Below are 12,740 nucleotides of genomic sequence, written 5' to 3'. Positions count from 1 at the left end.
TCACTTGTCCTGCAGCGACATCGCGCACGCGGCCTTGACCAACCGGTCCCGGGGGTTCTCGGCCATGTCCGCAAAGGCCAGGTCGCGCCCGTCGCTCTCCACATACTCGTGCATCCGCATCTGGCCGTGCCACAGCGGCTTGTTGAAAAAAGTGATCGACCGGTGCCAGGCTTTCATCTGCGTGCAGTCGACCATGGCGGTGGAGTAGTACGAGTGAAAGGGCAGTCCATCGAAGGCGGTGCGCGGCTTGGCGCGGTTGACGCGCAGCTTGACCAGGCGCATGGACTCGAAAGCCACGGCGCTGGCGGCGTCCACCTCCACGGTGTCGGTGAAACCATTGCCGGGGTCGCCGACCACGGTGAGCCAGCTGGGGCTTTGGGCCGCCACCGTGGCGGACACCAGCGCGGCGGCGAGCACGACGGATTTCATGGGCATCCTCTTTCGCAAAACGCTATTCAAGCACCAAACGGCCCGGCGTTGCAGCTTTTGGCATGGCCGGGCAACTGCAGGCTCAGAACACGCCCATCGCCAGCCCCGCCGCCAGCGCACGGCCCAGGGCGCCGCAGCGCTCCAGGTCGTCCGGGCTGATCTGCTTGGAGGCCAGGATGGCCTCTGGCGTCTGCGCGTGGGTGCAGACGATCAGCGGTTCGGCCACGGCCTTGAGGCGCCAGCCCGTGGCGATGCGCTCGATCTGGCGCGCCGCGTTGGCCCCGTCGCTGCCGGCGCAGACCAGGCAGGCGTAAGGGCGGCCATTGGCCTGGTCGAGCGCTGCGTAGTAGGTGCGGTCGAAAAAATCCTTGAGCTGGCCGCTCATGGCGGCCAGGTTCTCCGGCGTGGCGAAGAGGTAGGCGTCCGCGGCCAGCACGTCGGCTGCGACGGCCTGGCCCGCATGCAGCAGGCGCACGTGCACGCCGGGCTCCTGCGAGGCGCCTGCGCACGCAGCCTGGGCCATCTGCAGCGTGCCGCCCGTCATGGAGTGGTAGACGATGAGCAGCGTCTTCGTGGTGTGCATGGGGCGAGCATAGCGCTGGCGGGCGGGCAGGTTCGCTGGTGGCTGGCCTGGTTGCGCTACAGAAGCAGACCCCGCAGGACTGCGTGCCGAGGGCGCCTAGCCTTCGTCCGCCACGAAGCCCAGCCGCTTCATGGCCGTCCCGAGGCTGGCGGCTGCCTGGCCATAGCCGTCCCACGGCGTGTTGCCGGTGCCCAGGCGCGCGCCGATGTTCTGCACCGTCCAGTGGGCAGAGCTGGTCAGCGTGTCGAGCTCGTCCCATGCCACCGGCACGGACACGCCCATCCCCGGCCGGGCGCGGGCCGACCAGGCGCACACGGTGGTGGCCCCGCGCCCGTTGCGCAGGTAGTCCACGAAGATCTTGCCGACGCGGTTGCGTGGCCCGCTCTTGGCCACGAAGCGCTCGGGTATCGTGCGCGCTAGGTGCTCCACGATGGCCTTGGAGAATGCCCGCACCGTGGCCCAGTCGCGCAGGCGCTTGAGGGGCACGACCACATGCAGTCCCTTGCCTCCGCTGGTCTTGAGGTACGCCGGCAAGCCCAGCTCCTGCAGCAGCACCCGCACCAGGCGCGCACCCTCCTGCACCTGTTGCCACGAGGCACCGTCGCCCGGGTCCAGGTCGAACGTCATGCGGTCCGGGCGCTCGATGCGGTCCTTCAGCGCGTTCCACGTGTGGTATTCGATCACGTTCATCTGCGCATAGCTGCGCAGCCCCTGGGGCGAGGCGATCTCCATCAGCGGCGCATGGCCCTCGTCCAGGGCCGGGTCCAGCTGCAGCACGCCCGCCATGGAGTCGCTGTCCTCGTGCTTCTGGAAAAACAGTTCACCCGCGATGCCATCCGGCGCCCGCACCACCGCCACGGGGCGTGCGGCCAGATGCTCCATCATCAACGGCGCCACCTGCGCGCAGTAGTGCACCAGGTCCATCTTGGTGAAACCGGTGGAGGGGTCGATCACCCGGTCGCCATGCGTGATGTGGGGCGCTTCCGCCTCGCCTTGCGATGGCCGTGCACGGGCAGCTGCTGGTGTGCGGGAGGGCATGCTCTGCGGCCTTTCTCAAGGGTGGGCGGGAAGCGCTGTTCGCTGACAGTGGCCGCGCGCCCGGCTGCGGACAATGGCCGTCACAAGGAGGTATTCATGCCACAGGAAATCCGCGAAGAAAACGTCTTCGGCACGTCCGACGCCAGCTCGTACTCTGCCGTGCTCTCGCACGCCGGCTCCGGCAAGGTGACCATTCAGAGCCTGCTCGTCGATGGCCACAACACACCCCTGCGCGAAGCCACCTACGGCTCGCGCGACGAGGCGGTGGCGGCTGTCGAGGCATACGCGCGCGGCGACAAGAAGCCCTGAAGGCCCGGGCCCCGCGCGGCCCGTCGTGCGCTGGTGCGCCAGGGTGTGGTCAGCGGGGCCGGCGAGGGGCGGCGCGTGGTCAGCCGCCATCGCCCGCATTGCCCGTGATGGGCAGCACGATGCCGGTGATGTAGCTCGAGCACGCGGGCGCAGCCAGAAACACATAGGCCGGTGAAATTTCTTCAGGCTGTGCCGGGCGGCCCAGGTGCGTCTTCTCCCCGAATTCAGCGATGTCCTCGGGGCTCTTGTCCGCGGGGTTGAGCGGCGTCCACACCGGCCCCGGGGCCACCGCGTTGACGCGGATGCCCTTGTCCGCCAGGTTGTGCGCCAGCGCCTTGGTGAAGGCATGGATCGCGCCCTTGGTCGCTGAATAGTCCAGCAGTTCCTTGCTGCCGCGCAGGCCCGTCACCGAGCCGGTGTTGATGATCGCGTCGCCCCGCTGCAGGTGGGGCAAGGCCGCCTTGGCCATGTGGAAGTAGCCGTAGATGTTGGTGCGGAAGGTCTCGTCGAAACGTTCCTCGGTCAGGTCCGCCAGCGATGCCGCGTGCTCCTGAAAGGCCGCGTTGTTCACCAGCACGTTGAGCTTGCCGAATGCCTTGACCGCCTGCGCCACCGCCTGATGGCAGTAGCTGGCATCGCGCACATCGCCGGGCAGCAGGATGCAGCGCCCGCCCTCGGCCTCCACCAGCTCGCGGGTGCGTTCAGCGTCCTCGTGTTCTGACAGGTACGCGATCGCCACGTCCGCACCCTCGCGCGCAAACAGCACTGCCACGGCACGGCCGATGCCCGAATCGCCCCCTGTGATGAGGGTGGAGAACCCCTGTAGCTTGCCGCTGCCCGCATAGTGCGGCGCCTCGAAGCGGGGCTGCAACTGCATCTGCGCTTCGCTGCCGGGCTTGGTGAGGTGCTGCCGCGGCAGGGGCGGTGCGGGCTCTGCGCGGCCCGGGCCTGGGGCGGCCTTCTTCTTGGCACTTGGGGAAGTGGCGGCCTGCTTGCCGTTGGGGGCCTTGCGATCCTTGGCATCCTGCTCGGCCTGGATCTTCTGCTGCTTGCGGGTGGTGGCTGCCGATGCGCTGGCGGCTGCCGGTATGGTGGTGTTGGCACTGTCCCCGGCTGGGCTGGAGCCGGTCCTGGCTGGAGGTCGGGACGGTGCGGCAGCCCCTTTCTTCGCCGCCGGCTTGGCCGGGGTGGATGCGGCCGGCGCGGTGGCGGCAGGGGCTTTGGGGGCGCGTCGAGTGCTCATGGGTGAATCGATTCCGTAGTTGTGGTGCGCATGGGCGTTCGCCCGGGGTGCGTGCGTATCAGCCCAGCGGCTTCCACACCGGTGGCTCGGGGTCTGGGAAGCGCAGCGGGACCGAGCGGGGGCGGGCCATCGCCTCCCACTGGCGCATGCGCTTGCGGGCGCGGGGCTTGGTCTGGTCGGGGCCGGTGCGGTGGGTCTTCGACATGACGATCTCCTTGGAGCGTGATGCCTTCCATTACTCCACCGCCGGCTGCTGGACCGTGTCAGACAGCGTCTGCTTTGCGCATCGGCGCCACGTGTTGGCGCGGTGCTTTCAGCGGGTCGCAGCCTTGTCGCGTGCTGCGGCGCGCTCCTTGGCGTCGCCGAGCATTTCCTTCATCCAGTTCACCAGCATGCCGGTGTAGGCCTCGCTCCATTCGGGCTTGGCCAGCGCGTGGTCGGCACCAGCAATCACCCGGTAGGTCATGGAGCGGGTGCGCAGGAATGCGGCCCGGTAGTTCTCCAGCACCGGGTGGGGCACGATGTGGTCCATCTCGGACTCGACCAGCAGCACATCGCCTTCGAACACGGCACTGGCCGCCAGTGCGCGGTTGGCGTCGGTGGGCAGCTTCATGGCGCGGTAGCGGGCCAGTTCCTGGCGGTCGAGGTGCTGCTTGGGGACCAGCCAGTCCTCATCCTTGTAGAGGGCGGGCGCGCGCAGCGCCATCCAGCGCACCGGCCGCAGGGCGCTGAGCACGGTGGCCAGGTAGCCGCCGTAGCTGCTGCCCACCACGGCCACAGACTGGCTGTCCACGGCCGGATGCCCGGTGAGCAGGTCGTACGCGGCCAGCATGTCGTTGAGGTTGTCTTCCCGCGTCACGGTGTCGCGGTGCGCCTTGTCGCGGGCATGGCCGCGCAGGTCGATGGTGAGGCAGATGCAGCCCAGCGCCGCAATGGTGTGGGCGCGCGACAGGTACTGCTCCTGGCTGCCGTCCCAGCCGTGCACCAGCAACACGCCGGGCACCACGGTGTCCGGCGCCACCAGCGTGCCGGCGATGGTGCGGTCGCCCGAAGGGATCTGAATGTCTCTATGCCGTGTCGCCATCGGCTTGCACCACGGTGTACTTGGTCAGCGGCCCGACCTCGGGGTCCTCGCCCTGGAAGTAGACGATGGCGGATGCGGGCGGTGGCGCCAGGGGGCCGAACTCTTCGATGCAGCTGGCCCGCACCGTGTGGAGGCCGGGGTCGGCATGGAAGGCCTCCAGCGCGGCGATCTCCGCGCCGGTGGCGCCACCGATGCGCCAGGACTGCTCCAGCACGCCCGAGCTCCATTCGCCGCCGGCATGGATACCCTGTGCCACGTCGTAGTTGACACGCGATGCGTAAAAGCCCGGAAAGCACTGCCGCACCGAGGCGTCGTAGAGCAGCGCCTGGTCCACGGCCTTGCGCACCGGGCCGGGGGGCAGCGTGGCCAGCAGCGCATGAAAGTCGCCGCGCACCACGGTCAGGTCCGACCCGCCGTACGCCACGGCGCCGCGGTTGTCGCGTGTGAGGCGCTGGCGGCCATGGTACGAGGCCAGGATGCCCGCCACGCGCACCTGGCCGACGCTCAGCGTGTCGACGTTCGAGAGGTTGTGCTCCAGCACCACGCCATGCTCGGCAAAGGCGTTGTCGCTCAGCGCCGCCAGGCTCATGGTCAGCTCGCCGATGGCATGCACCACCGACTGCCCGCGCCCGCCGGTCTCCGCCACGGGCTTGATGCGCACGGGCCCCAGGGCCAGCAGCCGTTCGCCGGCCTCGGCCGCGTCGTGGCGCGTGAAGGCGGTGTAGCCCGCCAGCACGGCCTTCTCGACCGCTTCGGGCAGAACATGGCTCCAGCCCGGGGGCGCGGCGGCATCGGGCGCGATCAAGGGGTGGGTGATGGCCTTGGTCGCCACGAAGGCGTGGGGCACCACACCGCCGAACAGATCGTCTTCGCCGCGCAGGTGCAGGCTCAGGGCGGCGGCCTCCACCAGGGTTTCGCTCGGCACCAGGTAGGTGCGCTGCGTCCACAGCGAGGGGGGACGTTCGTGGCTGAACGCACAGCCCTTCAGGTGGGCCACGCGGCGTGCGATGTGTTCACGGGTCTGGCGCTCGTGTTCGCTGGCATGGCCGCGCAGTCCCAGTGTGAACGGCATGACCACTTCTTCATGCTGCAGCGCCGTGTGCTGCAGCGCGGAGCGCAAGGGGCCGCCAGGGGCGGTCGGGTCGGTCATGCAAGGTCCTTTCCTTTCGGAGGGCCGGCCAGCGGGCCGGCGGCGCCGGTACCAAAGCACGGGCGTTCTGAAAGCATCGTATTTTTGGACCGCTCCGTCCGGTGTAGGACGGATAAGCAAGCGCGGGACAGCGGCGCCACCCGGGCGCCACCCCGGCGCAAGCCATGCAACACGCCAGGCTCCGATGCACGCAGGGCTCTCAGCCCGGGCCTGCAGCGTGTTTTGCCGGCCCGGCATGCAGTTTGCTATTAAATATATAGCTTAAAAATGACGCCCATCAAGCGGTAGGGGCAGTTTGAACGCCTCACCCCTCAGTACGTCTCCAGGTGCAGCCGCCCTTCGCGCTTGAGCGCCGCGCCCACCTGGCCCCAGTCCAGCCCGCTGGTGGTGGCGATGTCGCGCAGCGCCATCACCACGCCTTCTTCCATGCTCTTGAGGCCGCACACGTAGAAATGGCTGCCGCCATCGCGCAGCAGCGCGGCCAGGTCGGCGGCGCGATCGCGCATCAGGTCCTGCACATAGCGCCGGGGTTGCCCTGCGGTGCGCGAGAACGCGAGGTTGATGTCGATGAAGTCCTTGGGCAGGCTTTGCAGCGGGCCGAAGTAGGGCAGCTCCTGCTGGGTGCGCGCCCCGAAGAACAGCAGCAGCTTGCCGCCCTCGAACTTGCCGCTGCTGCGCAGCCGGCGGCGCCATTCGGTCATGGCCCGCATCGGTGCGCTGCCGGTGCCGGTGCAGATCATCACGATGTGCGAGCGCGGGTGGTTGGGCATCAGGAACGAGCTGCCGAACGGCCCCACCACCTGCACCTTGTCGCCCACCTGCAGGTCGCACACGTAGTTGGAGGCCACGCCGCGCACGGCGTGGCCGTCGTGGTCGGTGGTCACGCGCTTGACCGTGAGCGCCAGGTTGTTGTAGCCGGGCCGCTCGCCGTTGCGCGGGCTGGCAATCGAGTACTGGCGCGCGTGGTGTGCCTTGCCCAGCGCATCGGTGCCCGGCGGGATGATGCCGATGGACTGCCCCTCCAGCACCGGGAACGGCATGCTGCCGAAGTCGAGCACCACGTGGTGTGTCTCGCTCTCGAAACCCGCTTCGGTGCAGTTGAAGTTGCCCACGACTGTCGCGGTGGTGGGGCTTCGGGGCGGGAACAGGTTGGTGTAGGGGTGCGCGGCCGACCAGGGCGGCACGGTGGCACCGTACTGCGCCGATTGAAACGGCTGGGCCCCGGGCTCTGCCGAGGCGGCGGGCGGCGCAGCCTGCAGCGCGGTGGCCTGTGCCGCCGCGGCCGGTGCGCCCTCGGCCGCCAGCTCCTCGGGCGACAGTTCTGCGGGCAGTTCTTCCCACGTCAGCTGTTCCTCGATGCTGTAGGCCCGCGCCAGCGGCATGGTGCGCCAGTTGTCGATGGAGCCCGTGGGGCAGGGCGAGATGCAGGCCATGCAGCCGTTGCACACATCGGCCCGCACGACGTAGTTGTTGTCGTCGTGCGTGATGGCGCCCACCGGGCAGGTGGCCTCGCAGGTGTTGCAGCGGATGCAGATCTCGGGGTCGATCAGGTGCTGCTTCAGCATGCCGTTGTCGATCAGCGTGGTGGTATCCATATTTTTCTTCCAGCGAAGCCGCAGAATTCTTGGGCGATGCCTTGGATTGCGCGCGGCCCCGGGCCAGTGCCACCGCGGAACCGGCTCCGCCGGGCCGCCGGTGGCGTCCCCCCTCGGGGGGGAAGCCGCGCAGCGGCTCAGGGGGGCTCAATTAAAGCGGACGTATTCGAAATCGACCGGCTGGCGGTTGATGCCCATCACCGGTGGTGCGATCCAGCCCGCGAACTTGCCGGGCTCCACCACGCGACCCATCAGCGATGCGACGAACGCAAAGTCCTCGGGCGTGGGCAGCCACTCGGCCTTGCGCGCTGCCCATTCCACGTCGTTCACCACGCGGCCGTCGGGCGACATCTTGATGCCGGCCAGGGCGCCTATCTGGCGGTTGAAGGCCTTGTGCGGCACCGACAGGCGCGTGGGGATGCCGGCTTTTTCCAGCACCTTGTTCCAGCGGCCCACGCCGGCCATCGAGTCCTTGATGAAGTCGTCGCGCAGCACCTCGTTCAGCGCGTTGAGCATGGGCACGTCCTTTTCCAGCAGCTGGCCGTCCTTGACCTCCAGCACCTTGTAGGTCTGGCCCTTGAGGATGTGGTCGTCACCTCGTTTGCCTTCTTCGTAGCGGCCCTTGAGGCCCGAGCTGTAGAAGATGGCTGCGTTGCTCGACTGGTCGGCGCCGAACAGGTCGATGGTCACGCTGTAGTGGAAGTTCAGGTAGCGCTGCACCGTGCCCAGGTCGATGGCGCCGGCGGCGCGCACCTTGGCCGGGTCGTCGGTTTTCAGCTCGTTCATCACCTGCGCGGTGCGCGCCAGCACGCGCGAGACGCCGGACTCGCCCACGAACATGTGGTGGGCTTCCTCGGTCAGCATGAACTTGGTGGTGCGGGCCAGCGGGTCGAACGCGCTTTCCGCCAGGGCCGAGAGCTGGAACTTGCCATCACGGTCGGTGAAGTAGGTGAACATGAAGAACGCCAGCCAGTCGGGCGTTTTTTCATTGAAGGCGCCCAGGATGCGCGGGTTGTCCTGGTCGCCCGAGGTGCGCTGCAGCAGCGCCTCGGCCTCCTCGCGGCCGTCGCGGCCGAAGTGCTTGTGCAGCAGGTAGACCATGGCCCACAGGTGGCGGCCTTCTTCCACGTTGATCTGGAACAGGTTGCGCAGGTCGTACATGCTGGGCGCCGTGAGGCCCAGGTGGCGCTGCTGCTCCACCGACGCGGGCTCGGTGTCGCCCTGCGTCACGATGATGCGGCGCAGGTTGGCGCGGTGCTCGCCGGGCACGTCCTGCCAGGCCTTCTCGCCCTTGTGGTCGCCGAAGTGGATCTCGCGGTTGGCGTCGCCCGGGTTCAGGAAAATACCCCAGCGGTAGTCGCGCATCTTCACGTGGCCGAACTGTGCCCAGCCCTGCGGGTCCACGCTCACGGCGGTGCGCAGGTAGACCTCGTGGTCGGTCGAGCCCTCGGGGCCCACGTCGTCCCACCAGTTGATGAAGTTGGGCTGCCAGCCTTCGAGCGCGCGCTGCAGCGTGCGGTCTTCGCCGAGGTTGACGTTGTTGGGGATCTTCTCGCTGTAGTTGATCGTGCTCATGGCCAGTCCTTCAAGTGGAGGTTCGTATCCGTTCGGCCTGAGCTTGTCGAAGGCTTGCGCAGGGCCTCGACAAGCTCAGCCTGAACGGGTGGGGAGGTCAATCGGTTGGTTGGGGCTTTGGGGTCAGACGCGGTTCAGATCGAAGCCGGCTTTTTCACCGGTGCCGTAGACCTTGAGCGCACCCTTGTCGCCCACGGCGTTCGGGCGGTTGAAGATCCAGTTCTGCCAGGCGGTCAGGCGGCCGAAGATGCGGGTGTTCATGTTCTCCTTGCTGGCAAAGCGCAGGTTGGCCTCCAGCCCGGTGAGCGAGTCGGGCGACATCGCAGCGCGCTCCTCGATGGCGATGCGGATCTCGTCGTCCCAGTCGATGTCGTCCGGGGCGGCGGTCACCAGGCCCAGGGCCAGCGCGGCGTCCGCATCCAGCGGCGTGCCGGCCGCGGCGCGCGCGGCTTCCAGCGGGGCGGCTTCTTCGTAGAAGCGGCGCTGCAGGCGGCTTTGGTCGTTCACCATCGGCAGCAGCCCGAAGTTGAACTCGTTGAGCGTGAGCTTGGGTGCGCGCTCTGCATCGTCGGGCAGGGCCAGCATGTAGGTGCGGTCGGCGGCCAGCGCCAGTTCGGCCAGCGATCCGGCAAACGCCGAGCCCGACTCCACCAGCGCGAACAGGCTGCGCGACGATACATCCAGCCGCGCGAACGTGCGGCGCAGCGCGCCGATGGTCTCGCGCACCAGCCAGTGGTCCTGGTGGGCGATCAGCGTGGCGTCGCTGGCCAGCACGGCCTGGGCGTCGCCCTCGGTCTTGAGCAGCCAGGTGCCGATGTCGAGTTCGTTGGTGCGCAGGTTCAGGATGGCGTCGTCCAACTGGCGCGCCAGGGCCAGCGGCCACCAGGCGGCGCCTGCGGCCTCGATGCCGGCGATGTCCGTGGGTTGCGCGCCGGTGGGGGCCTTCAGCGTGAGCGTGGCCGTGCGGCGGGTGCGGTCGATGTCGGCGCTGACATGGGCGTAGCGCAGGCTGTCGGCGCCTTCTTCGCGCTCCACGCGGGTCAGGGCCACGCCCTGTGCGTTGGCGGGGCGGTGGCTGCTTTCGGCCAAGCGGGTGGCGGTCTCATCGACAGCGGCCGCGAACTGCGCCGGCTTGGCGATGCGGTCCACCAGGCGCCAGTCCACCGCGCGCTGGCCGCGCACGCCTTCCACGCTGGTGCAGAAGATGTCGGCCAGGTCGTGGCGCACGTGGCGCTTGTCGGTCACGCGGGTCAGGCCGCCGGTGCCGGGCAGCACGCCCAATAGCGGCACTTCAGGCAACGACACGGCCGACGAGCGGTCGTCCACCAGCACGATCTCGTCGCAGGCCAGGGCCAGCTCGTAGCCGCCGCCCGCGCAGGCGCCGTTGACGGCGGCGACGAACTTCAGGCCCGAGTGCTTGGAGGAGTCCTCGATGCCGTTGCGCGTCTCGTTGGTGAACTTGCAGAAGTTCACCTTCCAGGCGTGGCTGGAGACACCCAGCATGAAGATGTTGGCGCCCGAGCAGAAGATGCGGTCCTTGGCGCTGGTGACGATCACCGTGCGCACACCCGGGTGCTCGAAGCGCACGCGGTTGAGCGCGTCGTGCAGCTCGATGTCCACGCCCAGGTCGTAGCTGTTGAGCTTGAGCTTGTAGCCGGGGCGGATGCCGCCGTCTTCGGCGATGTCCAGCGACAGGCGGGCGACGGCGCCATCCACCGCCAGCTTCCAGTGGCGGTACTGCGTGGGGTCCGTGCGGTAGTCAACGCGGGTGGGTGCGGTGGTCTGGGCGGTCATGGGGCGTCTCCGTCAAAAACTGTTAACAGGAATAATAATGCATAAATCCATCAACTGATGTGCATCATGATGCATGTTGGCAGGCGAGTCAATGCATGTTTGTGCTGATCGCCAATTTTTCTGACGCGATGGGCTGTGCAGAGGGCGCTCCGCCGGTCAGGCGGTCGGTGGCGCGTGGGGGGCGCCCGGGGGGGGCGGGCGGGGAGCGGGTGGGGGAGGCCGGGTTTTCAGTCGGGCCGGCTGGCCATCAGCCTGCGCACGCCGGTGCGCAGCTGCCGCAGGCTTTCCTCCAGGTTCTGCCCGGAGGTATCGATGGTCAGGTCCGCCTTGGAATAGAACGCCGCCCGGCCTTCCAGGATGCGGCGCAGGTCGTCCATGGCCTCCTTGCTGGCGGCCATGGGGCGCATGTCGCCCTGGGCCAGCACGCGGCCCATGTGCTCCTCGGGCGCGGCGCGCAGCCACACCGTGGTGCAGTGCGCCAGCAGCTCGTTGAAGGTGGCGGGGTCCGAGACGATGCCGCCGGGCGTGGCGATCACCACCTCGCTGTGGATCTGCACGATCTCCTCAAGCGCGCGGCGCTCGTAGCGGCGGTACGCGGTGGTGCCGTACAGGTCGTGGATCTCGCGCACGCTGCAGCCCGCCAGGGTTTCGATCTCGCGGCTCAGCTCGATGAACGGCACGTCCAGGTCGCGCGCCAGCAGGGGGCCCAGGGTGGACTTGCCCGCGCCGCGCAGCCCCACCAGCGCAATGCGCCGGTGGCGTGCCGTGTCGCTGGCGCCGCTGTTCAGCAGCTCGTGCAGGGCCAGCCGGGCGCGGCGCAGCTCGGGCTCGCTGCGGTGCTCCAGCAGCTCGCGGATCAACAGCCATTCGGGCGATCGGGTGGTGAAGTCGCCCACCAGTTCGGCCAGCGAGCAGTGCAGCGCGCCGGCCACCTGCTGCAGCACCAGGATGGACGCGTTGCCCGTGCCGTACTCCAGGTTGGCCAGGTGCCGCTCCGACACATCGGCCGCCACCGCCACCGCCTTGCGCGTGAGCCCGCGCTGCGCACGCAGGTTACGCACCCGCTCGCCCAGTGCGGTCAGCAGGGGGTTACGGGCTTCGTCGGCAGGCCCTGGCGCGACCTCGCCCAGGGTTGGGGGCAAGGTGGCGGTGTCTTCTGGTTCGTTCATGTCCATCCTCAAATTCACATCGGCTGCACCTGGGCATTTTGCGGTGCATCCCCCGGGCGGCCCGCGCGGCCGGACACCCTAGGGGAAAACACCATGCATGCACTATAGTGCTTGACACTGCATCAAGCATTACCTATCGTTCATGTGCAGGCAAGATACTGCACATTGCCGAATCCCACAAGAAAATGCATGCAGCACTGTGCACGCTGCGCTCCATTGTCCCAGCCACCCACGAGTCGCCATGTCCGATAAAGCAGCATTCCATGAAGCCCTGGCCGCATTGACCGGGCAGATCGCAGGCCGACGTCTGGACGGTGACCTGCAAACCTGGCTCAACCAGACGCACGGCCAGGGCAGCGACGCCTACCGGCAGCTCAAGGCGGGTTGCCTGGCGGGCGTGGCGCAAGGCTGGCTCTGCGAGCGCGAGGGCGGCGGCATCCGCTACGGCCGGGTCTTCCAGGCAGACGACGCGCTGCACCGCTTCTCGGTGGACGTGGTGGACATGCAGGACATCGCCGGCCCACACCACACCCATCCGCTCGGAGAGATCGACCTGATCATGCCGCTGGAGGGCGACGCCACCTTCGACGGGCACCCCGCCGGCTGGTGCGTGTACCCGCCCGGCAGCGCCCACCGCCCCACCGTGGCCCAGGGCCGCTCGCTGGTGCTCTACCTGCTGCCCGAGGGGCAGATTCAATTCACGCGCTGAAGGCACGGCGGGCTCGCCGCCCGACTTGTCCGCTGCATCGCTGCCTCCACCGACATCGCCAC

13 protein-coding genes are annotated in these 12,740 nt (G+C 68.5%); 2 read left to right on the top strand and 11 right to left on the bottom strand.

The window, feature by feature from the left end; translation table 11 throughout:
- From ACSQ3D_RS12045 to ligD, 3 genes are all read right to left on the bottom strand, one after another.
- Positions 1 to 429, bottom strand: coding sequence for a surface-adhesin E family protein (locus ACSQ3D_RS12045; RefSeq protein WP_156370717.1), 429 nt, complete (start codon positions 427 to 429; stop codon positions 1 to 3).
- 82 nt (positions 430 to 511) lie between these two features.
- A complete protein-coding gene (locus ACSQ3D_RS12040; RefSeq protein ID WP_436127043.1) occupies positions 512 to 1,012 on the bottom strand; it encodes a flavodoxin family protein in 501 nt (166 codons plus the stop codon).
- A 96-nt stretch (positions 1,013 to 1,108) separates the two neighbouring features.
- Entirely contained in the window at positions 1,109 to 2,050 is a 942-nt protein-coding gene (gene ligD, locus ACSQ3D_RS12035; protein WP_436127042.1) for a non-homologous end-joining DNA ligase, read from the bottom strand.
- A 96-nt stretch (positions 2,051 to 2,146) separates the two neighbouring features.
- Here ligD and ACSQ3D_RS12030 point away from each other — a divergent pair, with 96 nt between their 5' ends.
- Entirely contained in the window at positions 2,147 to 2,359 is a 213-nt protein-coding gene (locus ACSQ3D_RS12030; RefSeq protein ID WP_156370719.1) for a hypothetical protein, read from the top strand.
- Between the two features lie 79 nt (positions 2,360 to 2,438).
- On the opposite strand, the gene ACSQ3D_RS12025 is transcribed toward ACSQ3D_RS12030, so the two are convergent.
- From ACSQ3D_RS12025 to ACSQ3D_RS11990, 8 genes are all read right to left on the bottom strand, one after another.
- A complete protein-coding gene (locus tag ACSQ3D_RS12025; RefSeq protein ID WP_436127041.1) occupies positions 2,439 to 3,602 on the bottom strand; it encodes an SDR family oxidoreductase in 1,164 nt (387 codons plus the stop codon).
- 58 nt (positions 3,603 to 3,660) lie between these two features.
- Positions 3,661 to 3,807 carry a hypothetical protein gene (locus ACSQ3D_RS12020; protein ID WP_200912429.1) on the bottom strand — a complete coding sequence of 49 codons (147 nt, stop codon included), beginning with the start codon at positions 3,805 to 3,807 and terminating at the stop codon, positions 3,661 to 3,663.
- A gap of 108 nt (positions 3,808 to 3,915) precedes the next feature.
- Positions 3,916 to 4,686, bottom strand: coding sequence for an alpha/beta hydrolase family protein (locus ACSQ3D_RS12015; RefSeq protein WP_436127040.1), 771 nt, complete (start codon positions 4,684 to 4,686; stop codon positions 3,916 to 3,918).
- On the bottom strand, positions 4,670 to 5,836 hold the full coding sequence (locus tag ACSQ3D_RS12010) for a DUF3182 family protein (protein ID WP_436127039.1): 1,167 nt from the start codon (positions 5,834 to 5,836) through the stop codon (positions 4,670 to 4,672). Before ACSQ3D_RS12010 ends, ACSQ3D_RS12015 begins: the two co-directional genes overlap by 17 nt.
- A 311-nt stretch (positions 5,837 to 6,147) precedes the next feature.
- Positions 6,148 to 7,431: a benzoyl-CoA 2,3-epoxidase subunit BoxA gene (gene boxA / locus ACSQ3D_RS12005; protein WP_436127038.1), complete on the bottom strand. Its 1,284-nt coding sequence runs from the start codon at positions 7,429 to 7,431 to the stop codon at positions 6,148 to 6,150.
- 147 nt (positions 7,432 to 7,578) lie between these two features.
- Positions 7,579 to 9,006 carry a benzoyl-CoA 2,3-epoxidase subunit BoxB gene (boxB, locus tag ACSQ3D_RS12000; RefSeq protein ID WP_056417424.1) on the bottom strand — a complete coding sequence of 476 codons (1,428 nt, stop codon included), beginning with the start codon at positions 9,004 to 9,006 and terminating at the stop codon, positions 7,579 to 7,581.
- Between the two features lie 123 nt (positions 9,007 to 9,129).
- Positions 9,130 to 10,800 carry a 2,3-epoxybenzoyl-CoA dihydrolase gene (gene boxC, locus ACSQ3D_RS11995; protein WP_436127037.1) on the bottom strand — a complete coding sequence of 557 codons (1,671 nt, stop codon included), beginning with the start codon at positions 10,798 to 10,800 and terminating at the stop codon, positions 9,130 to 9,132.
- 227 nt (positions 10,801 to 11,027) lie between these two features.
- Entirely contained in the window at positions 11,028 to 11,969 is a 942-nt protein-coding gene (locus ACSQ3D_RS11990) for a helix-turn-helix transcriptional regulator (protein WP_436127036.1), read from the bottom strand.
- Between the two features lie 241 nt (positions 11,970 to 12,210).
- On the opposite strand from ACSQ3D_RS11990, the gene ACSQ3D_RS11985 reads away from it, so the two are divergent.
- Positions 12,211 to 12,678 carry a 4-hydroxylaminobenzoate lyase gene (locus ACSQ3D_RS11985; protein ID WP_056417430.1) on the top strand — a complete coding sequence of 156 codons (468 nt, stop codon included), beginning with the start codon at positions 12,211 to 12,213 and terminating at the stop codon, positions 12,676 to 12,678.
- Positions 12,679 to 12,740: the final 62 nt, after the last annotated feature.

The organism is Acidovorax sp. LjRoot117 (genome assembly GCF_964252695.1).
Lineage (GTDB): Bacteria > Pseudomonadota > Gammaproteobacteria > Burkholderiales > Burkholderiaceae_C > Acidovorax.
Note: the sequence above shows the minus strand (reverse complement) of the source record. Positions and strands in the feature narration are given on the sequence as shown.

Coding starts and splice junctions, on each gene's coding strand:
- ACSQ3D_RS12025 (WP_436127041.1), bottom strand. CDS start 3,602: ATGAGCACTCGACGCGCCCCCAAAGCCCCTGCCGCCACCGCGCCGGCC.
- ACSQ3D_RS12040 (WP_436127043.1), bottom strand. CDS start 1,012: ATGCACACCACGAAGACGCTGCTCATCGTCTACCACTCCATGACGGGC.
- ligD (WP_436127042.1), bottom strand. CDS start 2,050: ATGCCCTCCCGCACACCAGCAGCTGCCCGTGCACGGCCATCGCAAGGC.
- boxB (WP_056417424.1), bottom strand. CDS start 9,006: ATGAGCACGATCAACTACAGCGAGAAGATCCCCAACAACGTCAACCTC.
- boxA (WP_436127038.1), bottom strand. CDS start 7,431: ATGGATACCACCACGCTGATCGACAACGGCATGCTGAAGCAGCACCTG.
- ACSQ3D_RS12045 (WP_156370717.1), bottom strand. CDS start 429: ATGAAATCCGTCGTGCTCGCCGCCGCGCTGGTGTCCGCCACGGTGGCG.
- ACSQ3D_RS12010 (WP_436127039.1), bottom strand. CDS start 5,836: ATGACCGACCCGACCGCCCCTGGCGGCCCCTTGCGCTCCGCGCTGCAG.
- ACSQ3D_RS12030 (WP_156370719.1), top strand. CDS start 2,147: ATGCCACAGGAAATCCGCGAAGAAAACGTCTTCGGCACGTCCGACGCC.
- ACSQ3D_RS12015 (WP_436127040.1), bottom strand. CDS start 4,686: ATGGCGACACGGCATAGAGACATTCAGATCCCTTCGGGCGACCGCACC.
- ACSQ3D_RS11990 (WP_436127036.1), bottom strand. CDS start 11,969: ATGAACGAACCAGAAGACACCGCCACCTTGCCCCCAACCCTGGGCGAG.
- ACSQ3D_RS12020 (WP_200912429.1), bottom strand. CDS start 3,807: ATGTCGAAGACCCACCGCACCGGCCCCGACCAGACCAAGCCCCGCGCC.
- ACSQ3D_RS11985 (WP_056417430.1), top strand. CDS start 12,211: ATGTCCGATAAAGCAGCATTCCATGAAGCCCTGGCCGCATTGACCGGG.
- boxC (WP_436127037.1), bottom strand. CDS start 10,800: ATGACCGCCCAGACCACCGCACCCACCCGCGTTGACTACCGCACGGAC.